We start from the raw sequence: 15014 nt of genomic DNA on the forward strand, positions 1-15014 counted from the left end.
CCCGTGCCGGGCGCTGGGCCGGGACCGCGAAGACCGAGTGCGGCATCCACGTCTGAGCGCCGCACCCGAGACAGACCAAGGAGACACGATGACCCTCACCCATGCCCCCGACCCGGGGACCGTGAGCCCCGCCGGGCCCGACGTCCAGGACGCCCTGGAGGCCGAGGCGATCCACATCATCCGCGAGGTGGTGGCCGAGTTCGAGCGCCCCGCCATGCTCTTCTCGGGCGGCAAGGACTCCGTGGTGATGCTCCACCTGGCCGCGAAGGCCTTCTGGCCGGGGAGGATCCCCTTCCCGGTGGTCCACGTGGACACCGGCCACAACTTCCCCGAGGTCCTCGAGTTCCGCGACCGCACGGTGGAGCGGCTCGGCCTGCGGCTCGTGGTGGGCTCCGTGCAGGAGTACATCGACCGCGGCGAGCTGCGTGAGCGCGCCGACGGCACCCGCAACACCCTGCAGACCACCCCCCTGCTGGACACGATCCGGACCAACCGGTTCGACGCCGTCTTCGGGGGAGGCCGCCGTGACGAGGACAAGGCGCGGGCCAAGGAGCGGATCATCAGCCTGCGGGACGCGTTCGGCCAGTGGGACCCGCGCAACCAGCGCCCCGAGCTGTGGAACCTCTACAACGGCCGTCACACCCCCGGCCAGCACGTCCGCGCGTTCCCCATCAGCAACTGGACCGAGCTGGACGTGTGGCGGTACATCGCCCGCGAGGGCATCGAGCTGCCCTCCATCTACTACGCGCACGAGCGGGAGGTCTTCCGCCGCGACGGCATGTGGCGCGCCGTGGGGGAGCACTCCCGCCCGGCCGAGGGCGAGGAGGTCACCACGCGGACGGTGCGCTACCGCACGGTGGGCGACATGTCCTGCACCGGCGCCGTCCTCTCGGAGGCCGCCACCGTCGAGGACGTCGTGCTCGAGGTCGCCGCCTCCACCCTGACCGAACGCGGGGCCACCCGCGCCGACGACCGCATCTCCGAGGCGGCCATGGAAGATCGCAAGAAGGACGGGTACTTCTGATGAGCACCGCACTGCTGGACCGGCACGCCCCCGCCGGGACCCTGTTCCGCCTGGCCACGGCCGGCTCGGTCGACGACGGCAAGTCCACCCTCGTGGGCCGCCTCCTGCACGACTCCAAGGCCGTCCTGGCCGACCAGCTCGAGGCCGTGGCCCGCACCTCCGCCGAGCGCGGCTTCGGCGGTGCCGAGGGCGGGCTGGACCTGGCGCTGCTGACCGACGGCCTGCGCGCCGAGCGGGAGCAGGGGATCACGATCGACGTCGCGTACCGGTACTTCGCCACGGACCGGCGCACCTTCGTGCTGGCCGACTGCCCCGGGCACGTGCAGTACACCCGGAACACCGTCACGGGCGCCTCGACGGCCGATGCGGTCGTGCTGCTCGTGGACGCCCGCAAGGGCGTGGTGGAGCAGACCCGGCGCCACCTCAGCGTGGTGGCCCTGCTGCGGGTGCCGCACGTGATCGTCGCCGTCAACAAGATCGATCTCGTGGACTACGCCGAGGAGGTCTTCACCGCGATCGCCGAGGACGTCCGGCGCGTGGCCCGGGAGCTCGGCCTCTCCGACGCGGTGAGCGTCCCGGTGTCCGCCCTGCAGGGCGACAACGTGGTCACCCGCTCCGAGCGGACGGACTGGTACACCGGCCCCACGCTCATGGAGCTGCTCGAGTCCCTGCCCGGGGCGGACGCCGAGGACGACGCCGCCGCCTCCTTCCGCTTCCCGGTGCAGCTCGTGGTGCGCCCCCAGGGCGCCCTGGCCCCCGGCCTCGACCCCGAGGTGTTCCGCGACTACCGCGGCTACGCCGGGCAGGTGGTCGCGGGCACCGTCCGGCCCGGGGACGCCGTCGCCGTCCTCACCCCGGGGCAGCCGGCGCGCACCACCACCGTGGTGGGCGTGGACGCCGCCGGGGAATCCCTCGAGGAGGCCTCCTCCCCGCAGTCGGTGGTCCTGCGCCTGGCCGACGAGGTGGACGTGGCCCGCGGGGACACGATCGCCGCCGCGGACACCGCCCCGCGCCCCACCGCGGAGGTGGCCGCCGCGCTGTGCTGGCTCTCCGCCGCACCGCTGCGCGTCGGGCAGCAGGTCCTCGTCAAGCACGGCACCGCCGTCGTCCGGGCGCTCGTCCAGGAGGTGGCCGGTCGGCTCGACCTCGACACCCTGCGGCTCGACCCGGCCGAGACCCTCGGGCTCAACGACATCGGACAGGTGCGCCTGCACCTGGCCGCGCCGCTGCCCGTGGAGCCCTACGCCGTGCATCGGCGCACCGGGGCGTTCCTCGTGATCGACCCCCACGACGGGGCCACGCTCGCCGCCGGCATGGTGCGCGGCGGCGACGAGGCCTGATCCGGATGACGACGGCGCGACGGGAGCGGTCATGACGGTGGTGATGGAGGACGTGGGCAAGAGCTTCGGCGGGCCCACGCCCGTGCTGGAGGACGTCTCCGTGCGGATCGAGCCGGGCGAGTTCGTCTGCCTGCTCGGTGCGTCCGGGTGCGGCAAGTCCACCCTGCTGAACCTCGTCGCCCGGCTCGAGGCGCCCACCGCGGGCGTCGTCAAGACCCCCCGGGAGGGGGCCGCGTTCATGTTCCAGGACGCCGCCCTCTTCCCGTGGCTCACCGCCCGCGGCAACATCGAGCTCGCCCTCCGCTTCGCCGGTGTGGCCGCGGGGGAGCGTCGGGAGCGTGCCGGGGAGCTGCTGCGCCTCGTCCACCTCGACGACGCCGCCGACCTGCGACCCCACCAGCTCTCCGGCGGCATGCGCCAGCGCGTCGCCCTGGCCCGGGCCCTCGCCCAGGACCGCCCCCTGCTGCTCATGGACGAGCCGTTCGCGGCCTTGGACGCGATCACCCGCGACCTGCTGCATGGGGAGCTCGAGCGCGTGTGGCGGCAGACCGGTCGGACGGTCGTGTTCGTCACCCACAACGTGGCCGAGGCCGTCCGCCTCGGCCAGCGGGTGCTGCTGCTGTCCTCACGTCCGGGTCGCGTCGTCGCCGAATGGGACGTGCCCGCGGCCGCCCGCCACGACGCGCCCGCCGCGGCCGCCCTCACGGCCGCCATCACCGCCCGACTCGGTCAGGAGATCCGTCGCCATGCGCACTGACACCCCCACCCTCGACGCCCCCGGCCGCGCGCCGGGGGCCGCCACCGACGACGAGCTGCGCGAGCTCGACAGCGGCCTCGACGCGCTCCAGGCCGTCGACTCGACCCGTCGGACGGGTCTGGCCGGGTGGGACTGGAGCCGGGTCCTGCTCCCGGTGGCCGCCGTCGTCCTGCTCGTGGCGATCTGGCAGGCCTTCGCGTGGCTGGCCGGTGCGCGCGGTGAGCCGATCACCGGTCCCGGCGACGTCGTCGGGGCCTTCGGGACGCTGTGGGCCCAGGGCCTCGTCCAGCAGGCAGTGGCGACGTCGGTGGGCCGCGCCGTCGTCGGCTTCGCACTCGCCGTGGTCGTCGGCGTCGGGCTGGGCCTGGTGCTCGGACAGGTCAGCGTCCTGCGGCGGGCGTTCGGCCCGCTGCTCACGGCCCTGATGGTGCTGCCGAACGTGGCCTGGGTGCCGCTCGCGGTGCTGTGGTTCGGCCTCAGCGACGCCACCGCGTACTTCGTGATGCTCACCGGCGCCGTCCCCGCCGTGGTCGCCGGCCTCACCACCGGCACGGACCAGGTGCCGCCGCAGCTGCGTCGCGCGGCCCGGGTGCTGGGCGCCTCGCGTCTCGAGACCGCCCTGCTGGTGGTCCTCCCGGCCGCCCTGCCCGCCTTCGTCTCCGGCCTGCGCCAGGGCTGGGCCTTCGCGTGGCGAGGCCTCATGGCCGCCGAGATCATCGCCGTCGGCGGGCCCATGGGCGTGGGACTCGGGACCCTGCTCCACGAGGGACGTGCCGCGTCCGACCTCGCCGTCGTCCTCTGCGCCGTCCTGACCATCCTGGCCGTCGGCGTCCTCGTCGAACTGGCCGTATTCGGCCCCGTCGAGCGGCGCATGCTGCGCCGCCGGGGGCTGCTGGAAGGGAGCACGCGATGACCGCGTCCGATCTGTACCCCACCTCCCTGCGTCTGCTCGGCCGGCCCGTCCTGATGGTGGGCGGCGGGCGCGTGGCCGGCCGCCGCATGGGCGCCCTCCTCGACGCCGGCGCGCTCGTCACCGTGGTGGCCCCGGAGCCGGGGGAGGAGGTGGAGCGGCTCGCGGCGGCCGGCCTGATCACCCTGCACCGCCGCCCCTACCGCCCGTCCGACCTCGACGGGGTCTGGTTCGCCCAGACCGCCACCGGCGACCGGGCCGTGGACGGGGCCGTGGCCTCCGACGCCGAGGCCCGCCGCGTCTGGTGCGTCGACGCCTCCGATGCCGAGTCCTCCGCCGCCTGGACGCCCGCCGTCGTCCGGGCCGGGGACGTGACCGTGGCCGTCAACGCCGGGGGAGACCCTCGCCGCGCCCGCGCCCTGAAGGATGCGATCACCCTCGCCCTGTCGACGGGGCGGCTGCCGCTGCGCCGGCGGCGCGCGTCCGCCGAGCCCGGCCGCGTGGCCCTCGTCGGCGGCGGCCCCGGCGACTCCGGGCTCATCACCGTGCGCGGCCGACAGCTGCTCGCGGAGGCCGACGTGGTGGTCGCCGACCGGCTGGGCCCGCGCGCCCTCCTGGCCGAGCTGGACCCGGCGGTGCCCGTGATCGAGGTCGGCAAGGCCCCCGGGAACCACCTGGCCACGCAGGACGAGATCAACGCCGTCCTGGTCCGGGAGGCCCGGGCCGGCCGCCTCGTCGTCCGGCTCAAGGGCGGCGACCCGTACGTGCTCGGCCGCGGCGGCGAGGAGGCAGCGCACTGCCGCGCCCATGGCGTCGACGTCGAGGTGGTCCCCGGTGTCACGAGCGCCGTCTCGGTGCCCGCCGCCGCGGGGATCCCGGTCACCCATCGCGGCGTCGCCACCGGCTTCACGCTGGTGACCGGCCACGAAGAGCTGGCCGAAGTGCCCACCCGGGCCGACCACACGCTCGTCCTGCTGATGGGCGTGCGCCGGCTCGCGGACACCGCGCGCCGACTGACGGAGCGCGGCCTCGACGGCGCGACGCCCGTGGCGATCATCGAGCGCGGCTGGATGCCGGACCAGCGGGTCACCGTGGGCACGGTGGAGACCATCGCCGCGCAGGCGGCCGCCGTCGGTGTGGAGAACCCCGCCGTGATCGTCGTGGGCGACGTCGTGCGCCTGAGCCCCTACGCCACCGGCGCGCCTGCAGCCGGTGTCCCTGCCCCGATCTTGACCCTGAACCCGACCTCCGAAGGAGCACGAGCATGACCCTGACCCCCTCGAGGCCTGACCGCCCGTTGCGCATCGCCATCATCGGTGCCGGACCCGCCGGGGTGTACACGGCGGACATCCTGACCAAGGAGGAACGGGACTTCCGTGTCAGCATCGACCTGTTCGACCGGTACCCGGCCCCGTTCGGTCTGATCCGCTACGGGGTGGCTCCGGACCATCCGCGCATCAAGGGCATCGTGACCGCGCTGCACAAGGTCATGGACCGCGGGGACATCCGTTTCCTGGGGAACGTGGACTACGGCACGGACCTGAGCCTGGCGGACCTGCGTCGGCATTACGACGCGATCGTGTTCTCCACCGGTGCGGTGCGGGACGCGGCCCTGGACGTGCCCGGGGTGGAGTTGGCCGGCTCGTTCGGTGGCGCGGACTTCGCGTCCTGGTATGACGGGCACCCGGATGTGCCGCGGCACTGGCCGTTGGAGGCCACGCAGGTGGCGGTGATCGGCAACGGGAACGTGGCCCTGGATGTGGCCCGGATCCTGTCCAAGCATGCCGAGGACCTGTTGCCCACCGAGATCCCGGACAACGTGTACCGGGACCTGGCCGCTTCCCCGGTCACGGATGTGCACGTGTTCGGTCGGCGTGGGCCGGCGCAGGTGAAGTTCACCCCGTTGGAGCTGCGGGAGCTGGCGCATTCCCGGGATGTGGACATCGTGTTGTACGAGGAGGACTTCGACTTCGATGAGGCCTCGGAGAAGGCGATCGAGGAGAACAACCAGGTCCGCACGATGGTGGGGACGTTGACGAACTGGCTCATGGAGCAGGAGGACCGTCAGCAGAGCGCCTCGCGTCGGCTGCACCTGCATTTCCTGCAGGCCCCGGAGGAGTTCCTGGACGAGGACGGGGACGGCCGGGTGGACGGTCTGCGGATGCGCCGAATGGAGCTGGACGGTTCCGGTGGGGTCCGCCCGACGGGGGAGACGGTGGACTACCCGGTGCAGGCGATCTACCGGGCGGTGGGCTACTTCGGTTCGCCCGTGGAGGGGGTGGAGTTCGATGAGGTGCGCGGGGTGATCCCGAACGCGGAAGGCCGGGTGCTCGACGCGGACGGTGCCCCCGTGCCGGGCCTGTACGCCTCGGGGTGGATCAAGCGGGGCCCGGTGGGGTTGATCGGGCACACCAAGGGTGACTCCCTGGAGACGATCAAGCATCTGATCGAGGACGAGCCGGGGCTGTGGACGGCCCAGGAGCCGTCGGAGGAGTCGGTGATCGAGCTGCTCGAGTCCCGTGAGGTCCCGTACACCACGTGGGCTGGTTGGCATGCTCTGGATGAGCATGAGAAGTCCTTGGGTGCGCAGGCGACGGAGGCCGGTCCGGTGGCGCGGGAGCGGGTGAAGGTCGTGGACCGGGAGGAGATGACCCGCATCTCCCGCGACGGGGCCTCCGTCCCGACCGCCTGATCCGGGGCGGGCCCTGGCCGCCCCGGCGCTAGGCTTCCGGGGTGGCCCGCCTCCTCCTCGACATCACCCCGCTGCGGGTCTCACCCGCCTACCGGCGGCTGTGGCTGGGCAACACGCTCGCGTACGTGGGCACGCAGCTCACGCTCGTGGCGGTGTCCCTCGAGGTGTTCGCCCTGACCGGCTCCTCGTTCGCGGTGGGCCTGCTCGGCCTCGCCGCGCTCGTGCCGCTCGTGGTCGCGGGCCTGTACGGCGGCGCGATCGCGGACCGGCACGACCGCCGCCGCGTCGCACTGACCTCGTCGGCCGTCATGTGGCTGACCACGGTCGGCATCGCTGCGCAGGCCTGGGCCGGGCTCGAGTCGGTGCCGGTGCTGTACGCCCTCGTGGCCCTGCACTCCGGCGCGTCCGGCATCAACCAGCCCACCCGCGGCGCGATCATCCCCGCGCTCGTGGGCCTGCCGCTCGTGCCGACGGCGAACGCGCTGAACATGATGACGTTCTCCGTGGCCCTCATGGTCGGCCCCGTGCTGGGCGGCGTGCTCGTGGCGGCGGTCGGCTACGCGTGGACCTACTCGATCGACGTCGTCACCTTCCTCGCCGCCCTGTACGCCGTGTGGCGGCTGCCGTCCCTGCCGCCGCAGCGGGGCGAGGCCGCGCCCGCCTCGGGGGCGCGCTGGGGCCTGGCCTCGGTGGTCGAGGGCCTGCGCTTCCTCGGCTCGCGACCGAACCTGCGGATGACCTTCCTGGCGGACATCGTGGCCATGACGACGGCGTTCCCGCGCGCCCTGCTGCCCGCCATCGGCGCCGTGGTGCTCGGCGGCGGTGAGGCCGCCGTCGGGGTGCTGCTGGCCGCGATGGCGGCGGGCGCGTTCCTCGCGGGGCTGTTCTCCGCGCCGTTCACACGCCTGCATGCGCAGGGCTGGGGCGTGTACGTCTCGATCCTCGTGTGGGGCGCGGCGGTGGCCGCGTTCGGCGGCGTGGTGTGGTGGGCACAGTCCCTGCCCGACGGCGATCCCCGCCTCACGCTCGCGTTCGCCCTCGCCGCGCTGTGCATGGCGGTGGGCGGGGCCGCGGACTCGCTCTCCGGCGTCTTCCGCGGCTCGATCCTGCAGTCCGCGACCCCGGACCACCTGCGCGGCCGGCTGCAGGGCGTGTTCGTCGTCGTGGTGGCGGGCGGGCCGCGCCTGGGCGAGCTGATCACCGGCGGTGCGTCCGTGGGCCTGGGGGAGGGGCCGACCCTGCTGGCCGGCGGTGTGCTGTGCATGCTCGGCGTGAGCGCGCTGATGCGGTGGCAGCCCGGCTTCCTGCGCTACGACGCACGGAACCCCACGCCCTGAGCGGGCGCGGGGTTCCATGGCGAGGCGGGTCGCTGCGAGCCAGCGAGCGCCGAGGAGCGCCGAGCCAGACGTTTCTGCCCGTGAGCCAGATGATTCTGCTGCAGATCGGGCCGCGAAACCGCCGAAACGTCTGGCTCGCGGCAGCCTGAGCCGCCGTCCACGGGAGCCACCACGACGACGGCGGCCGGCGGGTCAGCGGTCGCGGTCGGCCTGGAGCGTGGCCGGCACCGCGCCGCCCAGGCGCGTCCAGTGGCGGACGAGGTCCTCGTCCGGGGCCGCCTGGAGCGTCTCGCGGGCCGCCTCCTCCGCCTTCGTGATGCGGCGCTCCAGATCCTGGTCCGCGCCCTCGTAGGCGGCCGCGTGCCGGTGGGAGCGCAGCGATCCGACGTCCTCCGTGCGACGCTCCACCACCGCGAGCTGCTCGGCGATCGCGTCCTGGTTGGCGCGCTGGGCCTTCAGGTTCGCGGGGGCGAGCACCTGGGCCACGAACCCGTGGTCGAGGAGGAGGCCGCGCGGGGCGGCGATGCCGTGACGCAGCGCGAGGTCCACATGGTCCTCGAAGGTCAGGAGCATGGCGGCCTTGGTGAACTTCAGGTCGTCGACCGGGCGGCCGTCCACGCGGGCCCGGGCCCGCGCCTGGCCGATCGTGGTGTCGGCGGACCACACGGCCCCGCGAGGGTCGATCAGGTACAGCATGGGGACTCCTGGTGGGCTCGGAGGGGAGACGGCGTGCGGATCAGCGGAAGTTCACGAACTGCAGGTCCGCGTCCTCGAAGTCCTTGAGCATCGCGATGACCGACTGCAGGTCGTCGCGGGACTTGGAGGACACGCGCAGCTCGTCCCCCTGGATCTGGGCCTTGACGGACTTGGGGCCCTCGTCGCGGATCAGCTTGGTGATCTTCTTCGCGGTGGGCTGGTCGATGCCCTCCTTCATGGTCGCCTCGATGCGGTACTCCTTGCCGGAGGCGAACGGGGCGCCGGCGTCGAGGGACTTGAGGGAGATGCCGCGCTTGACGAGCTTGGACTCGAACACGTCCTTGACGGCCTTGACGCGCTCCTCGGAGGAGGCCTTCATGAGGATCTTCTCGCCGGAGAAGTCGATCTCGGCGCCGACGCCCTTGAAGTCGTAGCGCTGGGCGATCTCCTTCTGCGCCTGGTTCAGGGCGTTGGACACCTCCTGGCTGTCCACCTTGCTGACGACGTCGAACGTGGAATCGCTGGCCACGGGTGCTCTCCTTCAGGGTCTGCGGACGGGGCGCGCCCGTCGTCGACGGCCACTGCGGGGCCGCGCGGAGCGCTCTGCGGGCCAGCCTACCGGGGACGACGGACGCGGTCCCGGGCCGATTGGCGGCGTGGCGCGGAGATGCTGTACAGTGGACTCTCGCCCGACCGGTGCGGTCGTCCTCGAGACGTCCGGCAGCCGCCGGGTGGCACGGCAGATTTCCCGAGCGGCCAAAGGGGGCTGACTGTAAATCAGCTGGCACTGCCTTCACTGGTTCGAATCCAGTATCTGCCACCGGAACGAAGACCCCGGGACCGTACGGTCCCGGGGTCTTCTGCCGTCCGGGGCCGTGGCACACCCCGCGTCCCCGCCCCGGGAGGTGGCGGCCTCCCGCCAGGCGACGTAGCCTGCCTGTGGTCCGTGTCACACCCGATGCCCTCCGCGGTCCGGCGGCGGCACGGCCGTGCATCGTGACGCCGTGCGGCGTCGCCCGACCGTCCGCGAGGAGCGCCCGATGACCGAGTCCACCGCCCCCGAGTCCTTCACCCAGGGACCGACCGACGTCGAGCTGCTCGAGCAGACCCTGGCCCAGAACCTCGACGACACCGCCCGCCGGTTCGCCGACCGCGCCGCCCTCCTGGAGTGTGGACCGGACGGGGACCCTGCCACCGGACGCACCTGGACCTACGGGCAGCTGCGGGAGGAGTCCGTGACGGTGGCCAAGGCGCTCATGGCTGCGGGCTACGAGGCGGGGGACCGGATCGGGATGTGGAGCCCCAACGTCGCCGAGTGGGTCTCGCTGCTCTACGGCGCGGCACGCGCCGGCGTCATCCTCGTGAACCTCAACCCGGCGTACCGCGCCCACGAGCTGACGTACGTGGTCGAGCAGTGCGACATGCGCGGGCTGGTGGTGGCCTGCGCGGACGCACGCATGGACCCGCCCGCCACCGCGCGGGCCGTGGCCCGTGAGTCGGCGCCGCACCTGCGGCAGCTGATCATGCTGCCGGCCGGGAGCGGCGAGGACGCCTACGCCCACGTGCAGGACGGTGACGTGGCCGGCCGGCACGCCGCCGATCCCGTGGCCGAGGGCACGTGGGCCGCCTTCCTGGCCGGGGCCGCGCGGGTCTCGGACGAGGACCTGGCCGCGCGCGAGGCCGCCACCCGGCCGGCGGACCCCGTGAACCTGCAGTACACCTCGGGCACCACCGGCTTCCCCAAGGGCGTCACGCTGACGCATCGCAACGTGCTGAACAACGGCTTCCACATCGGCGAGCTGCTGGGCTACACGGAGGAGGACACCGTGGTGATCCCGGTGCCGTTCTTCCACTGCTTCGGCATGGTGATCGGCGTGATCGCCACCGTCTCCCATGGCTCGCTCGCCGTCATCCCGGCGCGCAGCTTCGAGCCGGTCTCGGCGCTGCGGGCCGTGGCCGCCACCGGCGCGACGAGCCTGTACGGCGTGCCGGCGATGTTCATCGCCATGCTCGCCCGGCCCGAGGCGGACGAGCTGGACCTGACGACGCTGCGCACCGGCGTGATGGCCGGCTCCACGTGCCCCGTCGAGGTGATGAAGAAGGTCATCGACCGGTTCCACATGTCCGAGGTCGCCATCTGCTACGGCATGACGGAGACCGCGCCCGTGTCCACCATGACCCGCCGCGACGACTCCCTGGAGGTGCGCACCCAGACCGTCGGCCGCACCATGCCCCACGTGGAGACGAAGATCGTGGACCCCGCCACCGGTGAGGTCGTCCCGCGCGGGGCCACGGGCGAGCTGTGCACCCGCGGCTACTCCGTGATGCTCGGCTACTGGGACGCCCCCGAGAAGACCGCCGAGGTGCTGGACGCCGACGGCTGGATGCACTCCGGCGACCTCGCCTCCATGGACGAGGACGGCTCCGTGCGCATCGAGGGCCGCATCAAGGACCTCGTGATCCGCGGCGGCGAGAACATCTCCCCGCGCGAGGTGGAGGAGTTCCTCTACACCCACCCGGACATCCAGGACGTCCAGGTGGTGGGCGTGCCGGACGAGAAGTACGGCGAGCAGCTCATGGCCTGCGTGATCATGAAGGACGGCGTCGAGCCGCTCACCGTGGACGCCGTCCGCGAGTTCGCCACGGGCCGGATCGCGCACTTCAAGATCCCGGCCTACGTCCGCGTGCTCGACGCCTTCCCCATGACCGTCTCCGGCAAGGTCCGCAAGGTCGAGCTGCGCGAAGAGGGCGCGAAGGTCGTCCAGGCCCAGGCCCACGCCCAGGGTGCGGGCTGACGACGACCGTCACCCTCAGGCGGCGGGCAGCGGGAACACGTCCCAGATGGTGCAGACCGCCTCGGGGGCGGCGCCCAGGATCGTGGCACGGTACGTGGTCGACCACGCCCGCGGGTCGGCGTCGCGCAGGCGCCACGTGCCGTCCGCGAGCACCGCGTCCACGAACGCGGAGGTGTCGGCGGGGCTGCCGTCCTCGTGGACCAGGGGGCCGCGACGCAGGGCTTCACCCAGGTCGCCCGCTCGGCCGACGGCGTAGAGCGCGGTCTCGTCCGTGTCCAGCACGAGGCCGCAGTCCTCCTCGAAGGCGGTGATCCAGGCCATCGCGTGCCGCATGGCCTCGTCCGGGTCGGGGTGGCGGGTCACGATGAGCACGGAGCCGCGCTCGCCCGGACGCAGGGAGCCGGGCGTGCCGGGGCCGTGCGGGTCGGGTTCGCGCGGGGCGGCGGCGGTGTGCGGGCGGGGCTCGAAGGCGGTGGTCATGGCGGTCTCCTCCCGGGTGGGGACTCATCAGGGTCCCGGCGGCGCCGCGCCGGTCGGAGCGGCATCGCCCACGCTAGGAACCCGGGGCGGGCGGCCGGCCGGACCCGGCCGGGGCTGGGGAGGACACGCCGGGAGCAGCGGCCTGTGCAGGAGCGAAGAGGCCGCCCGAACGCGCCGGCACGGCCTCGGCCGGCCCGGCGTCGCGTCAGTGGGCGCGGTGGTCGGCCGGGGCGAGCTTGGGCCCGAACGCCTGCTTGCGCTCTCCGGAGAGCCCGATCATCCGCACCACCCGCTGCCGGTGTCCGGCCCACGGCGCGAGCAGGCGGAGCATCCCGGCGTCGTCGGTCCGGCGTCCCGTGAGGACCTGCCCCACGTACTGCGCCAGGTGGTAGTCGCCCACGGAGACGAGGTCCGCCGCCCCGTGGCTGCGCTGCAACGCCTCGGCCGTGGTCCACGGCCCGATCCCGGGCACCGATTCCAGGCGCCGGGCCAGCGCAGCCACCCCGGCCGTGTCCCCGGGGGCGACCGCGTCGCCGAGCCGGTCGATGCTCGCGGCCCGCCGGGCGACCTCCAGCACGGTCCGCGACTGGGAGGGCTGCACCCAGGCCCGCGCATGCCAGTCCCACGAGGGGATCCGCAGGACGGCGGCCGGGGTCGGCGGCGGCAGCATCCCCGGCGGCACCGGGCCGGGGGCGGGCCCGTCGCCGTCGATCCGGGCCGCCAGCCGCACGAGGGTGCGCCAGCCGTGCCGCGCCTGGTCGTGGGTGATCTTCTGCTCGAGCACGGCGGTGAGCAGCTGCCGGGACAGCGCGCCCGCCGCCGGCAGCCGCAGCCCGGCCCGCGTCCGCCGCGCCTCGCGCACGTGCCGCGGCAGCGCGGGCGCGCCGGAGTCCGGCCGCAGCAGGGCGTCGAAGGCGGCCCAGCCGTCGTCGTGCAGGCCGAGCAGACGCTCCACGTCGGCGACGGCGGTGCGCGCGCCCGCGCCCCACGCGCGGGCCGTCACCGCGGTGCCGCCCCCTGCGGTCTCCCGGACGCCGGAGACCAGCAACGACGTCGGCCGGCCCGGCCCGCCCGACGCCGCGTCCGGGGCGGGGGAGCGCAGGGTGAGCCAGACGCCCTGCGGTGTGGCGCGGACCGTGGGGTCGGCCGCGCCGCGCTGCAGGGGACGCAGGGTGAGCGCGACGTCCACGGGGACGGGCACGCGTACGCAGCGCTCGGCGTCCGGGGCGATCATGCCCGCACCGTACACCCGGGCCCGGACAGGACGACGTCGGCCGTGACGGCGCGCACGCCGGGCGTTGCCCCGCGTGTCCGGGGCCCTCCTCCGGCGTCCGGCCCCTGGCGTAGCGTGGGGTGCGTGACTGAACAGACCCCCGCGCCCACCCCTGCGCAGCCCATGCAGTACGCCGAGAACGTCCTCGAGCTGATCGGGCACACCCCGCTCGTGAAGCTGCACTCCGTGACGGAGGGCATCGAGGCCACCGTGCTGGTGAAGGTCGAGTACCTGAACCCCGGCGGCTCCGTGAAGGACCGCATCGCACTGAAGATGATCGAGGAGGCCGAGCGCGAGGGCCTGCTCGGCCCGGGCGGCACCGTGGTGGAGCCCACCTCGGGCAACACGGGCGTGGGGCTGGCCCTGGTCTCGCAGCTCAAGGGCTACCGCACCGTGTTCGTCACCCCGGACAAGGTGGGTCAGGAGAAGCGGGACGTGCTCAGCGCGTACGGCGCCGAGCTCGTCGTCACGCCCACCGCCGTGGACCCGACGTCCGAGGAGTCCTACTACGGGGTCGCCGACCGCCTCGTGCGGGAGATCCCCGGGGCCTACCAGCCCAACCAGTTCTTCAACCCCGCCGCCCCGGCCTCCCACTACGAGACCACCGGCCCCGAGATCTGGGAGGACACGGCCGGCCGCGTCACCCACGTCGTGATGGGCGCCGGCACGGGCGGCACCATCACGGGCACCGGCCGCTACCTCAAGGAGGTCTCGGCGGACCGCCCGTCCGGTGCCGTCCGCGTGATCGGCGCGGACCCCAGCGGCTCGGTGTACTCCGGCGGCGCCGGCCGGCCCTACTTCGTCGAGGGCGTCGGCGAGGACATGTGGGTGGACAACTACGACCCCGCGGTCCCGGACGAGGTCATCGCCGTCGAGGACGCCGAGGCCCTGGCCATGACCCGGCGCCTCGCCGCCGAGGAGGGCCTGCTCGTGGGCGGCTCCTCCGGCCTGGCCGTCGTCGCCGGTCTGCGCGCCGCGCGCGAGCTCGGCCCGGAGGACGTCATGGTGATCGTGCTGCCCGACTCGGGCCGCGGCTACCTCGCCAAGATCTTCAACGACCCGTGGATGGACGAGCGCGGCTTCGACTACGACGTCCGCGAGACCGTGCTGCCGGCGTGGGCGCGCGGGCGCACCCGCTCGGCGGTCCCGCAGACGGACGACGACGGCGCCACGGGGGCCGCCGGCGGGGCCGGCACGCCCGTCGAGGCGCTCGAGCACGCCGACGCCGAGCCGGCGACCCGCGCGGGCGCCCCCGCCGAGGCCGACCGCTGGTCCGCGACGGCGGGGGAGCTGCTGACCGAGAAGGCCGACCTGTTCCCGGGCTCCGTACCCACCCTCGTCACCGCGGCCCCGACCACCTCGGTGGCGGACGCCGTGGCGACCATGAACCGGTACGGCGTCGACGCCCTGCCCGTGATCCTCGAGCCCCGGCACGACCTGCGGATCGGCGAGGTCCGCGGCACCGTCTCCTCCGCCGCGCTCGCGGACGCCCTCGCTGAGGGGCGGGCCACCGCGCAGACCCCCGTGGCCGACGTCATGGGCCCCGTGCTGCCCTGCCTGGGGGCGCGCACCCCGCTGCGCGCCGTGGCCCGGCGCCTCGCCCAGGACCCCGTGCTGCTGGTGCTCGAGGCCGGCCGCGTCCAGGGCGTCGTCACCCTGCACGACGTCCTCGCCCACGTCACCGCCTGAGGCCGGCCGCACCGGCCGCGC

Annotated in this window: 13 protein-coding genes and 1 tRNA gene; 10 read left to right on the plus strand and 4 right to left on the minus strand. The window is 74.0% G+C overall.

The genetic code is table 11. The annotated features are described in order from the left end of the window. Positions 1-88: 88 nt before the first annotated feature. Genes cysD through QL983_RS06395 form a run of 7 tightly spaced genes read left to right on the plus strand, consistent with a single transcriptional unit; the run spans position 89 to position 8060 of the window. On the plus strand, positions 89-1024 hold the full coding sequence (cysD, locus tag QL983_RS06365; protein WP_002855962.1) for a sulfate adenylyltransferase subunit CysD: 936 nt from the start codon (positions 89-91) through the stop codon (positions 1022-1024). Continuing rightward, on the plus strand, positions 1024-2364 hold the full coding sequence (locus QL983_RS06370; protein WP_036316896.1) for a GTP-binding protein: 1341 nt from the start codon (positions 1024-1026) through the stop codon (positions 2362-2364). Before cysD ends, QL983_RS06370 begins: the two co-directional genes overlap by 1 nt. Positions 2365-2395: 31 nt before the next feature. Further along, the gene (locus QL983_RS06375; RefSeq protein WP_036316899.1) at positions 2396-3121 is read left to right on the plus strand and encodes an ABC transporter ATP-binding protein; all 726 of its coding nucleotides are present in this window, start codon (positions 2396-2398) and stop codon (positions 3119-3121) included. After that, the gene (locus tag QL983_RS06380) at positions 3111-4034 is read left to right on the plus strand and encodes an ABC transporter permease subunit (protein WP_041104780.1); all 924 of its coding nucleotides are present in this window, start codon (positions 3111-3113) and stop codon (positions 4032-4034) included. The genes QL983_RS06375 and QL983_RS06380 overlap by 11 nt, the downstream gene beginning before the upstream one ends. Then, on the plus strand, positions 4031-5299 hold the full coding sequence (gene cobA / locus QL983_RS06385; protein WP_113914188.1) for a uroporphyrinogen-III C-methyltransferase: 1269 nt from the start codon (positions 4031-4033) through the stop codon (positions 5297-5299). Before QL983_RS06380 ends, cobA begins: the two co-directional genes overlap by 4 nt. Beyond that, positions 5296-6723 (plus strand): FAD-dependent oxidoreductase, encoded by a 1428-nt coding sequence (locus tag QL983_RS06390; RefSeq protein ID WP_290151904.1) that lies wholly within the window; start codon positions 5296-5298, stop codon positions 6721-6723. The genes cobA and QL983_RS06390 overlap by 4 nt, the downstream gene beginning before the upstream one ends. Positions 6724-6764: 41 nt before the next feature. Then, on the plus strand, positions 6765-8060 hold the full coding sequence (locus QL983_RS06395; protein WP_170721012.1) for an MFS transporter: 1296 nt from the start codon (positions 6765-6767) through the stop codon (positions 8058-8060). A gap of 192 nt (positions 8061-8252) precedes the next feature. On the opposite strand, the gene QL983_RS06400 is transcribed toward QL983_RS06395, so the two are convergent. Both QL983_RS06400 and QL983_RS06405 read right to left on the minus strand, forming a co-directional pair. Further along, positions 8253-8756: a hypothetical protein gene (locus tag QL983_RS06400; RefSeq protein ID WP_144879422.1), complete on the minus strand. Its 504-nt coding sequence runs from the start codon at positions 8754-8756 to the stop codon at positions 8253-8255. A 40-nt stretch (positions 8757-8796) separates the two neighbouring features. Further along, the gene (locus QL983_RS06405) at positions 8797-9285 is read right to left on the minus strand and encodes a YajQ family cyclic di-GMP-binding protein (protein ID WP_002856881.1); all 489 of its coding nucleotides are present in this window, start codon (positions 9283-9285) and stop codon (positions 8797-8799) included. 209 nt (positions 9286-9494) lie between these two features. Here QL983_RS06405 and QL983_RS06410 point away from each other — a divergent pair. Continuing rightward, a tRNA-Tyr gene (locus tag QL983_RS06410) sits at positions 9495-9576 on the plus strand. 220 nt (positions 9577-9796) lie between these two features. After that, positions 9797-11551 (plus strand): AMP-binding protein, encoded by a 1755-nt coding sequence (locus QL983_RS06415; protein ID WP_044659542.1) that lies wholly within the window; start codon positions 9797-9799, stop codon positions 11549-11551. A gap of 15 nt (positions 11552-11566) precedes the next feature. Here the strand turns inward: QL983_RS06415 and QL983_RS06420 are convergent, their stop codons facing one another. Together QL983_RS06420 and QL983_RS06425 are read right to left on the minus strand one after the other, a co-directional pair. Further along, positions 11567-12031: a hypothetical protein gene (locus QL983_RS06420; protein WP_041103583.1), complete on the minus strand. Its 465-nt coding sequence runs from the start codon at positions 12029-12031 to the stop codon at positions 11567-11569. 205 nt (positions 12032-12236) lie between these two features. Next, positions 12237-13265, minus strand: a complete 1029-nt coding sequence (locus tag QL983_RS06425; RefSeq protein WP_078025947.1) for a 3-methyladenine DNA glycosylase — start codon at positions 13263-13265, stop codon at positions 12237-12239. Positions 13266-13427: 162 nt separating this feature from the next. Here QL983_RS06425 and QL983_RS06430 point away from each other — a divergent pair, with 162 nt between their 5' ends. After that, complete coding sequence (locus QL983_RS06430; protein ID WP_078025946.1) at positions 13428-14993, plus strand: pyridoxal-phosphate dependent enzyme; 1566 nt, start codon at positions 13428-13430, stop codon at positions 14991-14993. Positions 14994-15014: the final 21 nt, after the last annotated feature.

It is taken from the genome of Micrococcus sp. APC 4021, from assembly GCF_030407635.1.
Lineage (GTDB): Bacteria > Actinomycetota > Actinomycetes > Actinomycetales > Micrococcaceae > Micrococcus > Micrococcus luteus.

What these genes read in the sequence shown, in the direction of transcription:
- cysD (WP_002855962.1), top strand. Translation starts at nt 89, where the DNA reads ATGACCCTCACCCATGCCCCCGACCCGGGGACCGTGAGCCCCGCCGGG.
- QL983_RS06370 (WP_036316896.1), top strand. Translation starts at nt 1,024, where the DNA reads ATGAGCACCGCACTGCTGGACCGGCACGCCCCCGCCGGGACCCTGTTC.
- QL983_RS06375 (WP_036316899.1), top strand. Translation starts at nt 2,396, where the DNA reads ATGACGGTGGTGATGGAGGACGTGGGCAAGAGCTTCGGCGGGCCCACG.
- QL983_RS06380 (WP_041104780.1), top strand. Translation starts at nt 3,111, where the DNA reads ATGCGCACTGACACCCCCACCCTCGACGCCCCCGGCCGCGCGCCGGGG.
- cobA (WP_113914188.1), top strand. Translation starts at nt 4,031, where the DNA reads ATGACCGCGTCCGATCTGTACCCCACCTCCCTGCGTCTGCTCGGCCGG.
- QL983_RS06390 (WP_290151904.1), top strand. Translation starts at nt 5,296, where the DNA reads ATGACCCTGACCCCCTCGAGGCCTGACCGCCCGTTGCGCATCGCCATC.
- QL983_RS06400 (WP_144879422.1), bottom strand. Translation starts at nt 8,756, where the DNA reads ATGCTGTACCTGATCGACCCTCGCGGGGCCGTGTGGTCCGCCGACACC.
- QL983_RS06415 (WP_044659542.1), top strand. Translation starts at nt 9,797, where the DNA reads ATGACCGAGTCCACCGCCCCCGAGTCCTTCACCCAGGGACCGACCGAC.
- QL983_RS06420 (WP_041103583.1), bottom strand. Translation starts at nt 12,031, where the DNA reads ATGACCACCGCCTTCGAGCCCCGCCCGCACACCGCCGCCGCCCCGCGC.
- QL983_RS06425 (WP_078025947.1), bottom strand. Translation starts at nt 13,265, where the DNA reads ATGATCGCCCCGGACGCCGAGCGCTGCGTACGCGTGCCCGTCCCCGTG.
- QL983_RS06430 (WP_078025946.1), top strand. Translation starts at nt 13,428, where the DNA reads ATGCAGTACGCCGAGAACGTCCTCGAGCTGATCGGGCACACCCCGCTC.